The organism is Blochmannia endosymbiont of Colobopsis nipponica (genome assembly GCF_014857065.1).
Lineage (GTDB): Bacteria > Pseudomonadota > Gammaproteobacteria > Enterobacterales > Enterobacteriaceae > Blochmanniella.
The window spans coordinates 135,565-151,478 of sequence record NZ_CP046533.1; the positions used below are offsets into that span (position 1 = coordinate 135,565).

Genomic DNA, 15,914 nt, shown 5'->3' on the forward strand with positions numbered 1-15,914 from the left:
TTATAGTTTCACAAAATAAATAATTAGTAATCATATTGTCGCAATGAAATTTTAATAAACGAATTGTAAAACTATATAAAATATTTTAACATATTTGTTCTCAAAGGTACTAAATCGAAAAATTCTAATTGTAAAATACTTTCTCTATTTACATACACATACATACTTATTTTTGGAACTATTTAAATGAGGCCGATTTTTTTACAAACTGCATCCCAAGTTAGTAAATGGGCTGCCGCCTATATAATGAATAGAATAAATAATTTCCATCCTACCGCTCAAAAACCATTTATATTAGGGTTACCAACTGGTAGCACTCCTTTAGAAACTTATAAAAATTTAATTATAAAATATAATGAAGGACGTCTCACTTTCAAGAATGTAATCACTTTTAACATGGATGAATATATTGGGTTATCAGCCGAACATCCCAAAAGTTATCATTCTTTTATACATAAAAACTTTTTTAATTATATTGATATTCCTAAAGAAAACATCAATCTTTTAAATGGAAATGCATCCAATTTTAAAATTGAATGTCAAAGATATGAAAATAAAATTAAGTCATATGGTAAAGTAAATTTATTTATAGGAGGAGTAGGTGAAGATGGACATATTGCTTTTAATGAACCAGGATCCTCACTATCTTCTCGCACACGAGTAAAAACATTGACAGAAGAAACTCGTTATGCTAATTCACGATTTTTCAATAATAAAATTGATCATGTGCCAACTTTGGCTTTAACAATTGGTATAGGCACATTACTGGATGCTCAAGAGATTCTAATTTTAGCAACAGGAAAAAATAAAGCGTTAGCAGTCCGAGCGGCAATAGAAGGAAATATTAATCATATGTGGACTATTAGTTGTCTTCAATTGCATCCAAAAGTAATTATAGTATGTGATGAAGAATCCACAATGGAATTAAAAATGAAAACTGTAAGATATTTCCAAAAATTGGAAATAAATAATAGTTATAGTAATTGCAATAATTTGAATGCTAACTAAATATGTACGCTTTAATTAATAGTCGAATTTATACTGAAAAAAAGGTACTTAAAAAGCATGCACTAGTAATATCAGGTAATAAAATTAAAGATATATGTCCTGTACAAAATCTTTCCAGTCAAATTACTAAATATGATCTACATGATAATATACTAGCACCTGGCTTTATAGATTTACAATTAAACGGATGCGGTGGAGTACAATTTAATGATGAAGTTAATAATATTTCTATAAAAAATTTAAAAATTATGCAAATCACCAATCAAAAGTTTGGATGTACAAGTTTTCTACCTACGCTTATTACCAGTAATGATTTTTTGATGAAAAAAGCCGTTAAAATAATGCGTGTTTTTTTAGAAAACAATCAAAATCAAGCTTTAGGATTACATTTGGAAGGACCATACATAAATCTAAAGAAAAAAGGAATTCACAATTCATTTTTTATTCGTTCTCCCACGGAAGAAATGATTGCTTTTTTATGTGATAATAGCGACGTAATTAGAAAAATAACTTTAGCCCCAGAGCAAGTAAAAAAATCTGTTATTTATCGTCTACATAAATCTGGTATTAATGTTTCTGTTGGTCACTCTAACGGAACATATGCACAAATTAAAAATGCATTTGATTCTGGGATAAGTCTCGCAACTCATCTATTTAATGCAATGCCTCCATTAATTGCTAGAGAACCAGGAGTAATAGGTGCTGTTTTTGATATTTCAGAAATTTATTCTAGCATCATTGCTGATGGTTTACATGTGGATTGGGCAAATATACGCAATGCAAAACGCATTAAAGATAAACGTTTAATATTAATAACTGATGCCACTGCACCCGCAGGAACTGATAAACTTAACAAATTTATTTTTTCTAATAAAGTTATACATCATCGTAATGGCTTGTGTAAAGATGATAATGGCATTCTAAGTGGGTCATCACTTACTATGATTAAAGCAATAAAAAATATTGTTGAAAATACAAACATTAAATTAGATGAAGCAATACGAATGGCTACTTTATATCCAGCTCAAGCTATAGGAGTAGATTATTATCTTGGAAGTTTAAATATAAATAAAATAGCAAATTTAACTGTTTTTACCGATGATTACCAAATAATAAAAACAATTGTAAATGGTAAAGAAGTTTAAATATAATGAATTTTGTATTTATATTAATTTAATAATGACATGAAATTTTAGTAAGATTAAACATTGCTGTAATTAATAAGAGTCGTTTTAAAACTTCATAAATATACTATAAAGTTAACTAAAAATAGAAGCTATAAATCTTATAACAACATTTAAATTAATAAATATTTAACAAAAATTTAAATCATTAATGTTAAATAATAAAATAAAAAAATTATTTAAAATATTATCTTTAAAATCTACAACTAAAATTTCTCCCAATTATTAAATCACAAATTAGAAGATTGACTATTCTAAATCAATTTAATTTTTCAATTAATTGTGATAATGTTAAATAATATAATAAGCTAAAAGTAAATTAGATAGAAATTGAAAATTACATGAAGTAAAATTAAAACAAATAATGTGGAATTTTGGCTACGTAGCTCAGTTGGTTAGAGCACAGCACTCATAATGCTGAGGTCACTGGTTCGAATCCTGTCGTAGCTACTTTTAAATCTCAATTAAATATAAGTTTCTATGATTTATCTAATTTAGAAAAGAAAATGTTTTTCATGCGGGAGTGGCGAAATGGGTAGACGCGTTAGACTTAGGATCTAATATTTTAGAAGTATGCGGGTTCAACTCCCGCCTCCCGTATTTTAGTTAAACAAATTCCATGAAATCACAAAAACTTGGGGTATAGCCAAGAGGTTTAAGGCAGTGGGTTTTGATCCCACCATTCTCAGGTTCGAATCCTGATACCCCAGTTATCATTTACGTAATATAAACACCGTAGAACTAGCCAAATTTTATAAATTATTAACAACAGACATATATCTTTAATTAAAAGAACGTTATTGTTGCTGTAATTCCAATTGTACCGTACAGAAATTCTAATTATTGAATAAAAAATTGAAAATTACCAACACCCTATTCTATTTCATATAAAAATCAAAAAAACAAACGTTTAAAATATAATATTAATACTTAAGTATATTTTGAATTCATTACCATTCAGCATATAAAATTAAATTGCTAAAATATCATTGTTTGAATTATTAAGAAAAATATATTTTAAGTACATAGATATATAATTTAAACATTATATAAAAATTAAAATAAACATTTTAATAAAATTAGATTTGCTGATGCTATTTAATTAAAAATACCTAAAGCATATTTTAAAATTTTTTTCTTTAAAAAAGGTAAATTATTCAAAAAGGAAAAACCAAAATTTCTCATAATTTTCAAAAAATAATTTTCGTTACTAAAAATAAGATAAAACAAATTGACACTAAATTGCATTAAAAAATTATCGCATCTACGATTTTGTTGGTAAGATAACAACACTTCTATGTTGTACCAAAGTTCTCTTTTACATCTGGAATCAATTAATATCTTTGCTAATGATTCAATATCGCGAAAACCAAGATTTACTCCTTGTCCTGCTAAAGGATGTATACAATGCGCTGCATCACCAACTAATGCTAATCCTGGGCATATGTAGCTATGGGCATGATGAGATAACAATGGAAAAAATTTCACATCATGTAATCTTATTTTTCCTAATTTTTTTATAAAAAAACCTTGTATTTCTTTTTCTAAAGATAACAATGACAATTTTTGAAATTGATAAATACGAAAATTATTATCATACCACATTAAAGATACCCGATTATTGCGCAAAGGTAAACATCCTTTTGGACCTGAAGGAGTAAAAATTTGCCAAATAGTATTGGATTGACATTTTTCTACTTTTGCATTTAGTAACATGCAAGATTGCCTATATTTCCAACCACTAACAGAAATACCTGATAATCTTCGAATAATAGAATTAATACCATCAGCACCCACTAACAGATGACCAAACACCAAACTGCCATCATTCAGCCTTAATCGCCAATAATTACCATAATATTCTATAGAAAAAATGGTAGCAGGATAATATAATTTAAGAAGGCTATATCTATTAAAATTTTGCCAGATTGTACTTTGTAAATACTTATATTCTATAATATAACCCATTTCCGGTATATTGATAGATCTAGAATTAAATATTACTTTTGATGAATAATTTTCCCAAGTTTCTAGTTGTTCATATGGTACGCAATAAGATACATTAATACTTTGCCATACTCTAATTTTAGCCAAAAAATTTATAGAAGAATAATTGATAGCTAGCGCCCTAAAATCTAATTTATTTTTATCAGGTATCTGAAAATTTTGAAATTTTTTTTCAATTAAAATTACTCTAAATCCAGCCTGAACAAGACATAGCGCTAAACTACTGCCAATTACCCCACCACCCGATATTATAATATCGTAAAAAGATTTAAATTTGTTCATAAAATACACAATTAATCTATATTAATAATCAATTTGTTGCTTTAAAACTAATAGATGTCGTACATTACTAAATACCAAAAAAAAAATTTGTATTATATTCAAAACAAATAAATACAGGCAACTATAGTTAGTTATAAAAAAAATTAATTATAACAATAAACATCATTAATTCTAACATAACAGAAATCTTAAAATTAATTTTTTTATTCCATAAAAAGAAAACATGAAAAACTCTAATATAAATAGTAAAAAAATCATCCTTGAACCAGAAGATAACAATCGATTAATTTACTTGTGTGGGCCATTAGATTGCAATATTAAAGAAATAGAGCGTTTATTGGGCATAAACATTCATCGATATAATAATATTTTTCAAATTATAGGAAATTATACGTCTGTTAATATTGCAATCACTGTATTACAATATTTATATTCAGATACCATTTCATTATACGGAAGCAATAAAGAGATTGGGTCAGAACAAATACATTTAGCTATAATAGAAAATAAAAGATTAAAAAAAAATAAATCATCCCTAACAAATCATAACAAAATGTTTGATATACATGTAAAAAATCATGTCATTAAACCTAGAACAATAAATCAAAAAAAATATATTTTTCAGATTTTTAATCATGATGTCATATTTGGTATTGGACCAGCTGGAACCGGGAAAACTTATCTGGCTGTAGCAGCAGCAATAGAAGCTTTAGAAAACCAAAAGATTCATAAAATCTTATTAACAAGACCAGCTGTAGAAGTTGGTGAAAAATTAGGGTTTCTACCAGGTGATTTGCAGGAAAAAATAAATCCCTATTTACGCCCATTATACGATGCGCTATTCAAAATAATAGGTAATAAAGAAGTTGATAGATTAATAGCACATAATATTATCGAAATAGCTCCATTAGCTTATATGCGAGGAAGAACTTTAGATAACACTTTTATTTTACTTGATGAAGGGCAAAATACAACAATTTCACAAATGAAAATGTTTTTAACAAGATTAGGTTTGAATTCTAAAGCTATCATTACCGGAGATATTACTCAAATTGATTTACCTAAAAATAAACAATCAGGATTATATCATGCTATTAAAATACTATCAGATATCAAAGAGATTAGTTTTAATATCTTTCATAGTACAGATGCAATACGTCATCCAATAGTTACCAAAATAATTAATGCCTATGAAGAAACAGAAAAAATACATTACTTAAAATCAAAGTGAATAGTTATTTTAAATAATAAAATGATATAATATATGCATGATTAAAAAATCAATATCTTGAAAAGTAAAATAAAATGAGGAAAGTTCTTCTTAATTTACAATTAGCTTGCAGTAAATCGCGTAAATTACCTGATAAATTAACTTTCATACACTGGTTAGAAACAACGTTTCCTATTTCTAATAAAATAATGGAAGTAACCATCCGGTTAGTTAATAAAACAGAAAGTCGTACTTTAAATATGCGTTATCGTAATAAAAATTATCCTACTAACGTTTTATCTTTTCCATTTATCTCTCCAAAAGGAATAAATATACCAATACTTGGCGATCTAGTCATATGTCCTCAAGTAATAAAAGATGAAGCACAAAAACAAAATAAAAACCCTAAACGACATTGGGCTCATGTAGTTATTCATGGTACATTACATTTATTAGGTTACAACCATATTTCAAATGAAGGATTCAAAGATATGAAAATGATGGAAATGAAAATTATGAGAAATTTAGGTTATCACAACCCCGATGAGTTATAAACAAAACCTATCTTCCATTCATGAAAATTAGATTGATAATTAAATAATATGAACAACAATTATTCACAGGAAAATAATAACGTTCAGAATAAAAAAAACTTTTTAGCTATAATTTTGAATCAGTTATTTCATAATGAACCTAAAAATCACAACAACTTATTAAAAATTATTAAAAACTATGAACGAAACTCATTAATTTCTACTGATACACATAAAATGTTAGAAGGTGTAGTAAATATTCCTAATAAAAAGATACGTGATATAATGATCCCAAGATCTCAAATCATAACTTTAAATAATTTTGAACCATTAGAAAAGAATTTTGATATAATTGTCAAATCTGCCCATTCTCGTTTCCCAGTTGTTAGCGAAAATAAGGATCAAGTAGTGGGTGTATTAATAGTCAAAGATTTACTACCTTTTTTAGTTAAAAATAATAAAAATTTTAATCTTGAAGCAATATTACGTCCAGCAAAAGTCGCTCCAGAAAACAAACGTGTAGATAAAATGCTAAAAGAATTTCGTTCTCAACATTATCATATGTCTATCGTAATTGACGAATTTGGCGATATGTCTGGACTTATAACCATTGAAGATATACTTGAACTTATAGTAGGGAAAATAGAAGATGAATATGATGAAGACAATGATCATAATATTCGTCAAATAAACAAACGTACTTTTGTCGTACACGCATTAACATCAATAAAAAAATTTAATAAAACATTTAGCGCTCACTTCAGTAATGAAGAATTTGACACAATTGGTGGTTTAGTCATGCAATCTTTCGGACATCTACCAAAAATTCATGAATCAATTGATATTGAAGGTTATATTTTTAAGGTATCTGCAACTGACAGTCGTTGTATTACGCAACTACTTGTATATACTCCAAACACTTTATGAATAAAAAATAAATCTTGAATATAAAATGAAAAATAATCACAAAAAAAACATTTTATTAAAAACGCATCTTTTACTATCTTTAATAACTGGTATATCTGGAGTGTTTGCATTTTCTCCATACAACCTTTGGCTACTTGCTTTTTTTTCATGTACTGGTTTATTGATGCTAACTCTAAACAAAAACATAAAACAAGCTGCGCTGCAAGGATTTATATGGGGAATTGGCTTTTTTGGTTATGGTATACACTGGGTACATATTGGTATTACTAAATTTAATGAGATATCCACGCTTGTAAGTTTCACAATAACAAGTGTATTTATAATTTACCTAGCATTTTATCCAGCATTATTTTCTGCATCATTAGTACTAATATGGCCAAATACTAATTTGTGGAGGTTAATTATTGGAGCTCCTGTACTATGGTCAATAACTGAATTTTTAAGAGGATATATATTCACTGGTTTTCCTTGGTTACAATTCGGGTACAGTCAAATTGATAGTCCATTAAATGGATTAGCTCCAATTTTTGGAGTAAGAGCTATTACTTTTATAGTCGTAACTATAAGTGGACTTTTAACATTCTCTATAATAAAGAAACATTATCCATCTCTATTATCAATCATTATAATAATGTTAATTTCATGGACTTTAAGTTTAATTAAATGGTATCAAATAAGTGTAGAGCGCGTAATTAATATCGCTCTAGTTCAAGGTAATATTGATCAAATGATCAAATGGGATTCTGAAAGAATAAACGAAATATTAAATGTTTATTTAGAAAAAAGCTTACCTTTCATAAACACAGCAAAAATAATAATCTGGCCTGAAACGGCTATACCAGATATAGAAAAAAATCAAGAGTTATTTCTGCTTAAATTAGACCAAAAACTAAAAAAATACCACAGAAATTTAATTACTGGTATTATCGGTGCAGATAAGATATTACATAATACATACTATAATAGCATCATTGTAATTGGTAATACTATACCTGACACAAATTACAATAAAAATCGTTATGATAAACATCATTTGGTGCTATTAGGAGAAAAAATTTTTTTCCCATCATTATTACAAACATTAGTATCATTTTTAAAATTATCATTGCCAAATTTTTATTTACAATCAGGTAAATATTTACAACCACCTTTAAAAATACAAGGAATAAAATTCACTAGTGCTGTTTGTTATGAAATAATAATTGGTGAACAAATTTGGGATAATTTTACTCAGGATACAGATTTTATACTGACTATTTCCAATAATAGTTGGTTCGGTAATTCAATTGAACCATGGCAACATTTTCAAATGACACGTATGCGTGCTCTTGAACTAGGTAGACCTTTACTACATTGTACAAATAATGGTATTACAGCCATCATTAACGCAGATGGTACGCTGCAAAAACAACTACCTACATCTACTTGTCAAGTATTAAATATGAATGTCGCGTCTACCAATGGAGCTACTCCTTACGCCAAATGGGGATATTATCCATTTTGGATTATAAATTTATTTATAGGATTTATAAAATGTAATTTTAAAAAAGTAAAAAAATCATAATCATAGTTTAATTTATTTTAATTTTCATTTGAACAAAATATATTATAATGAAATGAACTTATGAAATTTTATTATATAACAATATAATAGGCAAAATAAGCATATCAAAGAGATATATGTAAAAAAATGATATTTGTTGGGAAATATTAGAAATCTTTAAAGAATGATTATCACATGATAGAAAAAAATTTTATACACCATCATAAAATAATAACAATGTATTTAATTTAAAATAATTTATGTATATGCAAGAATTTTATTCTCCAAAAGAAATAGAAACTAAAATTCAAAAATATTGGGAAGAGAACAAAATCTTTCAAGTTAAAGAAAGAGTTGATAAAAAGAAATTTTATTGCTTATCAATGTTACCATATCCTTCTGGAAAATTACATATTGGCCATGTTAGAAATTATACAATTGGAGATGTTATTTCTCGATATCAACGTATGTTAGGTAAAAACGTACTATATCCAATAGGTTGGGATGCTTTTGGTTTACCAGCAGAACAAGCTGCAAACAAAAATAAAAAATCACCAGCAGCATGGACATACTCAAATATTAATTATATGAAAAAACAATTAAAAATGTTAGGTTTCAGTTATGATTGGAGTAGAGAGATCACTACTTGTAAGCCAGAATATTACCGTTGGGAACAATGGTTCTTTAATACCTTATACCAAAAAGGATTGGTTTATAAAAAAAATTCAACAATAAATTGGTGTCCGCAAGATCAAACGGTACTAGCTAATGAACAAGTCGTTGACGGTTGTTGTTGGCGCTGTAATTCAAAAATAGAACATAAAAATATTCCTCAGTGGTTCATAAAAATTACTAATTATTCTGAACAATTATTACATGATTTAAATAAATTAAAAGACTGGCCAATAAAAATTAAAGATATGCAAAAAAACTGGATAGGACGTTCAGAAGGATTTGAAATTATCTTTAAAATATCGAATAATAATCAATTTTTAAAAGTTTATGCTACCAACATTAAAAAATTAATGGAAGCAACTTATATCACAGTATCTATTAATCATCCTTTTACATTAAAATTAATTAATAGTAACCCAAAATTAACTAGTTTTATTCAAAAGTATCATTCTGTAAAATTATCTGAAGTAGATATTACAAATATGGAAAAACAAGGTGTATATAGTAATTTTAATGCTATTCATCCTGTAACTAATCAAGAATTACCTATATGGATAACAAATTTTTTATTTATCAACAATAATTTAACAGATATTGCTTTGGGAACACCAATAAGTAATAAAAAAGATTGGGCTTTTGCAACTAAATATAATTTACCGATAACTACTCATCCAATAAAGAACAACGATTCAATTACAATAAATTCAATTAATTCAAATAATATTGAAGAATACAAAGAACATAAACAATTAAGTGATCCAACAATACTGGACAAGCTTACTAAAAAATTAATAAACCTGGGTATAATAACACGAAAAATAAAATATCGCTTACGTGATTGGTGTATCTCTCGCCAACGTTATTGGGGAGTGCCTATTCCAATGATAACATTAAAAAATAATGACGTTATTCCAGTTGCAATGAAGCAATTACCGGTTATCTTACCTGAAGATATTAATATAGAAGATAATTTTAAAAATCCATTGATCAATAATAATCCATGGAAAAATATTATCTATAATGGAGATCTAGCCATTCGTGAAACAGATACATTTGATACATTTATAGAATCATCTTGGTATTATGCAAGACATACATGCCCTAATTACGATAAAGGAATGTTAAATCCTAATGCAGCCAATTACTGGTTGCCAATTGATCAATATGTTGGTGGTATTGAACATGCTGTAATGCATTTAATGTATTTTAGGTTTTTTCATAAATTAATGAGAGATCTAAACTTAGTGAATTCAGATGAACCTGCTAAAAAATTATTATGTCAAGGTATGGTATTAAATGATGCTTTTTATTATGTATCAGAAAATAAAGAACGCATTTGGGTTAATCCAAAAAATGTTAGTATAAAATATAAGAAGGGGAAAATTGTTAGAGCCGTAGATAAAAAAGGACACGAACTAATTTACGCTGGTATGCTTAAAATGTCTAAATCAAAAAACAACGGCGTAGATCCTCAAATGATAGTTGAAAAATATGGTGCTGATACCGTACGTTTATTTGTAATGTTTGCAGCACCTCCAGAAATGCCATTTGAATGGAAAGAAGCAGGAATAAAAGGAGCCAAGCGTTTTTTAAACCGTATTTGGAAACTAACGCATGATCATATTCAACATAATTCTATATTACTGTTAGATATAAATAATTTAAATAAAAAACAAACAAACTTAAGACAAGAATTACATAAAACTATTGCTAAAGTTACTCATGATATTGAAAATCGTCAAATGTTTAATACAGCTATTTCTTCTATTATGGAATTTGTAAATCAATTAATTAAGGCTCCAAAAGACAATAAACAAGACTGTGCTTTAATGCAAGAAGCATTAAACGTAATAATACGTTTAATTTATCCGTTTACTCCACATATCGCTTTTGTCCTTTGGAAAGTTTTAGGTAATAAAGAAGACATTGATTATGTTCCATGGCCAAATGTAGATTTACGAGCAATAGCAGAGAATGAAAAAAAAATAATTATTCAATTTAATGGTAAATTTTATTGTACTATAACAATGCCAATTAATTCTGATGAGGTTACTGTATGCAAATATACTTTACAAAATACTTCAATAAAAAGATTTTTAAAAAAAAATAGACCATATGGAAAAATCTTTATCAAAAATAAATTATTAAACATAATTCAAAAATAAATGATATGTTATTGTAAAATATTCAAAAATTAATGTTTGTGCTGACAATAGATGTTTTTGTTAATTGTAGGATTCAATCGAACATGTATGAAATTATGCTATGCTATCAATTTTAAAAATTTAATTTCCTATAATCCAAACTACTTACAATTTATTAATCAAAATAATAAAAACAAAGTCGGATTTCAATAATATCCATTTATATTGCTAATATGTCTGAATGCCAAAGAAAAAAGAAAACTACTACTTTTCAAAAAAATATATTAGTAAAATCTCAACTAATATTAAAAATGTAAATAAAATATCAATAATTCAAGAAAATTTTACTCTGTCAACATTAAAGTTTACAGATCATTCTTTAAAATTTATTCACTTCATTATCAGAAAACTTAGAAGTTGGTACTTTACGAAAATATACCAACAAACCATACAAAAATTAATACATAAATGATTTTATGTATTTTATATAACAAATAATAAATAAAGATAACTTGTAGTACAAATAATTAATACAATCAAGCATATTCATAAATATAATTATGATTTATTTATATCCAGAAGAATTAGATACGAAGCTAATAAATAAAATTAATATACCATATATCCTATATGGTAATGACCTTTATTTATTACAGGAAACCAAAAAGAAAATTTTTAAAACAGCAAAAAATTATAATTTTAGAGAAAATTATAATTTTATTTTAAATGAACATACTGATTGGGATCATATAATTAATATATGTAAAACTTTAAATTTATTTTCTTGTCGGAAAATATTGTTTTTCACTTTGACACATAATTATTACAACAAAATTATTGACAAAAATTTATCTTATTTAATCTCATTCATTAATAATGATTTACTGTTTATTATTCATATTAATCAATTAAATGAAAATATAAAAAAATACATGTGGTTTAAAATAATTCATAAAAAATCAATTTTAATTAATTGTAATGCACCTAAAAACAATCATTTACTAAATTGGATATTGAACAAAACAAAAAAAATGGATCTTTCATTAGAACAAGCTGGCTATCATTTACTCTGTAAATACTACAAAAATAATCTATTTGATTTAATGAAAATATTAGAAAATTTATGCTTCATATATGATAAAAAAAAAGTTTCGTTAATTAAAATACAGAATATAATCAATGAAAATATAAATTTTACCCCGTCACATTGGATTAGCAGTGTTTTATCTGGTAAATACCAATTAGCCTGCTATATTCTACAAAAATTAAAATTAGAAGACGCGGATCCTATAATTCTGTTGCGCAAAATTCAACAAGAAGTCATCTTCTTAATAAGATTAAAACGACAAAACAAACGAGAAGTGACACCTAATATTTTATTAAATGAATATAAAATATACAAAACTAAACGCCAATTTTTATTAACAAAAGCGTTTAAACGACTTAATCAATACCAATTAAATGCATCTATAAACATCATGATTCAATTAGAATTAAGATTAAAAAAAAACGAAATTTGTTACGATACTTGGAACAAACTGGAAATTTTAACTACATTATTATGTATGTAAATAATTATCATTAATGACTAATATCAAATACATCTATTAAAACCTTTACTTAAAATAAATAAATATTTAGTGCAAAATTTACTAAAAATTAAAAAATTAAATTTTTATAATTATGATTTACTACATATTTTATTTGAAATATAATAAATTATTAAAATATAAGAATATTTTAAATATGTTTTATGTAATATAATTAATACTATAATATTATATTGTTTTCAAAATTGATCTAAATCATAAAAAACGATCTTTAATACTAATAAATCGCAAAGTAAAGTAACTTCTTTAATTAAACTCGTATTAAACAAATATATCAAAACTAATTTTTAAAATTACCATATATATTGATAAATAGAAACATTCTTCTAATTTAAAACTTGTATATAGTTGACTTTATATAAAAATAAAAAGATTATAAATAAAAATTTTTAATAATATAAACATTTATCTTAAATAATCTTTTCCCAAAAAGATTATTGTCTTAACATAAAACCTCAACTTATTTAAAATAAAAATGATTAAAACACAATTACAAAATACATCACCTAAATCTACTATAAAAATAAAAAATTTAATAATTGATATTATTGATAATTTAAAAGGGGAAAATATTATAACTATAAATGTCATAAATAAATCTAATATAACGGATTACTTAATTATATGTACCGGAATATCTGCTAGACATACAATAGCTATCGCTAATTACATAACAAAAAAATCAAATGTTTTAGGTGTAAAAATTTTATGTATTGCAGGAGAAAATACAGGAGAGTGGGTTATAATTGATTTAGGAGACATCATACTTCACATTATGGAAAAACAAACAAGAAAACTTTACGAACTAGAAAAACTATGGAATTAGTAATATATTTTAATTTAATTATTATTGAATGACAACAAAACTAACTTAATCCATCCAATTCAATATAATGCGATTGTAGCTTCATTAAATGAAAAAAAAATCTTTCTATCTTTTTCGAGACTACTTTGCCGAATCTTTATTATTCACAAAACGTATATTTACGACGAGTATCATCATTGTACTATTAACCAGTATTTTAATTATAAACCTATTTTATCTCCAAATTATTCATTTTAACAAGTATACTAATCAATCAAACAAAAACTATATTAAAACAATACCGATACCACCCAGTCGCGGATTAATTTATGATCGAAATGGGCATATCTTAGCATCTAATAAAATATCTTATCAATTAGAAATTATTCCAGGAATGATAAAAGATCTTGCACAAACATTTAAAAATTTAGAAAAAATTATTGATCTTACAGAAAAAGATATTCAACTTTTTAAAAAAAGATACAAAAAATCATCTAGTTTTACTTCATTACCTTTAAAATCAGACTTAACAGAAATACAATTAGCCAAATTTGCAGTTAACAAATTTCGTTTTACCGGAATAGAAATTAAATGTTATCAACATCGTTTTTATCCATACGGATCTACATTAACCCATGTTTTAGGTTATGTTGCTAAAATTAATAAAAATGATAAACAAAAATTAAATAAAGAAAAAAATTTAAATAATTATGTTGCAACTAAAAATATAGGTAAATTAGGTATAGAACGTTATTATGAAAAAATATTGCACGGAAAAATTGGATTTAAAAAAGTAGAAGTTAATAATCGTGGGCAAATAATTCGTAAATTGTATAAACAAGTGCCAGAGGCTGGAACAGATCTGGTGTTAACATTAGATATACATCTTCAACAATATGTTGAAAAACTTTTATTTGGCAATCGTGCTTCTGCCATTGTATTAGATCCAAGAGACGGAAGTATATTAGCATTAGTTTCACATCCTACTTATGACCCTAACTTATTCGTACACGGTATATCTATTAAAAATTATAATGATCTAATACAAAACAAAAATTGTCCGTTACTTAATCGTGCTATACGAGGAATATATCCTCCAGCATCAACAGTTAAGCCTTATATTTTAATATCAGCCTTGACTTTAGGAGCTATCAATAAAAATTTTTCTTTTTTCGATAAAGGATGGTGGCAACTTCCAGGATCAAAAAAACTTTATCGAGATTGGAAAAGAACAGGACATGGGCAACTTAATATAATTAATGCATTAGAAGAATCAGCAGATACTTTCTTTTATCAGATAGCTTATAATATGGGGATTGATAAATTATCGGAATGGATGTCCCAATTTGGATATGGTGAATACAGTGGTATCGATATATCCGAAGAAATCACAGGAGTTATGCCTACACGCACCTGGAAAATGAAAAAATTTAAACAACCATGGTATCAAGGTGACACTATTTCAGTAGGAATTGGCCAAGGATATTGGACTGCCACTCCAATACAAATGTCCAAAGCCTTAATAACTTTAATCAATAATGGAGCAGTAAAAACACCTCATCTGTTAAACAATACAATTGGTAAATCTTCAATACGTTACCAAGAAATTGAAAAAAAACAAATAGGGGATCCTAACTCTAAATATTGGAACATTGTTAAATCTGGAATGTTTGGTGCAGCTCATCATATCAATGGCACGGTATATCGCAGTTTTGCTAATTCATCTTATAAAACAGCTGTAAAATCTGGCACTGCTCAACTTTATAATTTAAAAATTCATGAAAATTATAATCCATTAATAGTTGCCCAACATCTTCGAGATCATAAACTTATAACTGCTTTTGCTCCATATAATAATCCTACATTAGCAATAGTAATTGTTTTAGAAAATGGAGGTAATAATAATTTAACGATAGGAACAATTACTAGATTAATATTTGACTATATGTTATTAAAAAAATAAACAATTTTAACAGCGAATAAATT

The 15,914-nt window shown here is 26.1% G+C and carries 10 protein-coding genes, 3 tRNA genes and 1 pseudogene; 13 read left to right on the plus strand and 1 reads right to left on the minus strand.

Annotated elements, in window-relative coordinates:
• Positions 1-186 precede the first annotated feature (186 nt).
• The 5 genes from nagB (at position 187) to GN160_RS00635 (ending at position 2,902) form a co-directional block, all read left to right on the plus strand.
• Entirely contained in the window at positions 187-1,008 is an 822-nt protein-coding gene (nagB, locus tag GN160_RS00615) for a glucosamine-6-phosphate deaminase (protein ID WP_192380527.1), read from the plus strand.
• A 2-nt stretch (positions 1,009-1,010) separates the two neighbouring features.
• Positions 1,011-2,153 carry an N-acetylglucosamine-6-phosphate deacetylase gene (nagA, locus tag GN160_RS00620; RefSeq protein WP_192380529.1) on the plus strand — a complete coding sequence of 381 codons (1,143 nt, stop codon included), beginning with the start codon at positions 1,011-1,013 and terminating at the stop codon, positions 2,151-2,153.
• 415 nt (positions 2,154-2,568) lie between these two features.
• Positions 2,569-2,642, plus strand: a tRNA-Met gene (locus tag GN160_RS00625).
• 67 nt (positions 2,643-2,709) lie between these two features.
• Positions 2,710-2,792: transfer RNA gene (locus tag GN160_RS00630), tRNA-Leu, on the plus strand.
• A gap of 36 nt (positions 2,793-2,828) precedes the next feature.
• A tRNA-Gln gene (locus GN160_RS00635) sits at positions 2,829-2,902 on the plus strand.
• Between the two features lie 388 nt (positions 2,903-3,290).
• Here the strand turns inward: GN160_RS00635 and GN160_RS00640 are convergent.
• Complete coding sequence (locus GN160_RS00640) at positions 3,291-4,481, minus strand: FAD-dependent monooxygenase (protein WP_192380531.1); 1,191 nt, start codon at positions 4,479-4,481, stop codon at positions 3,291-3,293.
• Between the two features lie 223 nt (positions 4,482-4,704).
• Between GN160_RS00640 and GN160_RS00645 the strand changes: the two are divergent.
• From GN160_RS00645 to mrdA, 8 genes and pseudogenes are all read left to right on the plus strand, one after another.
• Positions 4,705-5,688: pseudogene (locus GN160_RS00645) on the plus strand (PhoH family protein); the annotation flags it as partial.
• 98 nt (positions 5,689-5,786) lie between these two features.
• A complete protein-coding gene (gene ybeY / locus GN160_RS00650; protein WP_192380534.1) occupies positions 5,787-6,245 on the plus strand; it encodes an rRNA maturation RNase YbeY in 459 nt (152 codons plus the stop codon).
• 48 nt (positions 6,246-6,293) lie between these two features.
• The gene (corC, locus tag GN160_RS00655) at positions 6,294-7,151 is read left to right on the plus strand and encodes a CNNM family magnesium/cobalt transport protein CorC (protein ID WP_192380536.1); all 858 of its coding nucleotides are present in this window, start codon (positions 6,294-6,296) and stop codon (positions 7,149-7,151) included.
• Positions 7,152-7,176: 25 nt separating this feature from the next.
• Positions 7,177-8,715, plus strand: coding sequence for an apolipoprotein N-acyltransferase (gene lnt, locus GN160_RS00660; RefSeq protein ID WP_192380538.1), 1,539 nt, complete (start codon positions 7,177-7,179; stop codon positions 8,713-8,715).
• Between the two features lie 245 nt (positions 8,716-8,960).
• Entirely contained in the window at positions 8,961-11,534 is a 2,574-nt protein-coding gene (gene leuS, locus GN160_RS00665; RefSeq protein ID WP_192380851.1) for a leucine--tRNA ligase, read from the plus strand.
• A 539-nt stretch (positions 11,535-12,073) separates the two neighbouring features.
• Complete coding sequence (holA, locus tag GN160_RS00670; RefSeq protein ID WP_192380539.1) at positions 12,074-13,084, plus strand: DNA polymerase III subunit delta; 1,011 nt, start codon at positions 12,074-12,076, stop codon at positions 13,082-13,084.
• A 514-nt stretch (positions 13,085-13,598) separates the two neighbouring features.
• A complete protein-coding gene (rsfS, locus tag GN160_RS00675) occupies positions 13,599-13,949 on the plus strand; it encodes a ribosome silencing factor (RefSeq protein ID WP_192380541.1) in 351 nt (116 codons plus the stop codon).
• Positions 13,950-14,037: 88 nt separating this feature from the next.
• Complete coding sequence (mrdA, locus tag GN160_RS00680) at positions 14,038-15,891, plus strand: peptidoglycan DD-transpeptidase MrdA (protein ID WP_192380543.1); 1,854 nt, start codon at positions 14,038-14,040, stop codon at positions 15,889-15,891.
• The last annotated feature ends 23 nt before the right edge of the window (positions 15,892-15,914 follow it).

Bases quoted from the DNA above. Each gene is read 5' to 3' on its own strand.
- nagB (WP_192380527.1), top strand. From the start codon at position 187: ATGAGGCCGATTTTTTTACAAACTGCATCCCAAGTTAGTAAATGGGCT.
- nagA (WP_192380529.1), top strand. From the start codon at position 1,011: ATGTACGCTTTAATTAATAGTCGAATTTATACTGAAAAAAAGGTACTT.
- GN160_RS00640 (WP_192380531.1), bottom strand. From the start codon at position 4,481: ATGAACAAATTTAAATCTTTTTACGATATTATAATATCGGGTGGTGGG.
- ybeY (WP_192380534.1), top strand. From the start codon at position 5,787: ATGAGGAAAGTTCTTCTTAATTTACAATTAGCTTGCAGTAAATCGCGT.
- corC (WP_192380536.1), top strand. From the start codon at position 6,294: ATGAACAACAATTATTCACAGGAAAATAATAACGTTCAGAATAAAAAA.
- lnt (WP_192380538.1), top strand. From the start codon at position 7,177: ATGAAAAATAATCACAAAAAAAACATTTTATTAAAAACGCATCTTTTA.
- leuS (WP_192380851.1), top strand. From the start codon at position 8,961: ATGCAAGAATTTTATTCTCCAAAAGAAATAGAAACTAAAATTCAAAAA.
- holA (WP_192380539.1), top strand. From the start codon at position 12,074: ATGATTTATTTATATCCAGAAGAATTAGATACGAAGCTAATAAATAAA.
- rsfS (WP_192380541.1), top strand. From the start codon at position 13,599: ATGATTAAAACACAATTACAAAATACATCACCTAAATCTACTATAAAA.
- mrdA (WP_192380543.1), top strand. From the start codon at position 14,038: ATGAAAAAAAAATCTTTCTATCTTTTTCGAGACTACTTTGCCGAATCT.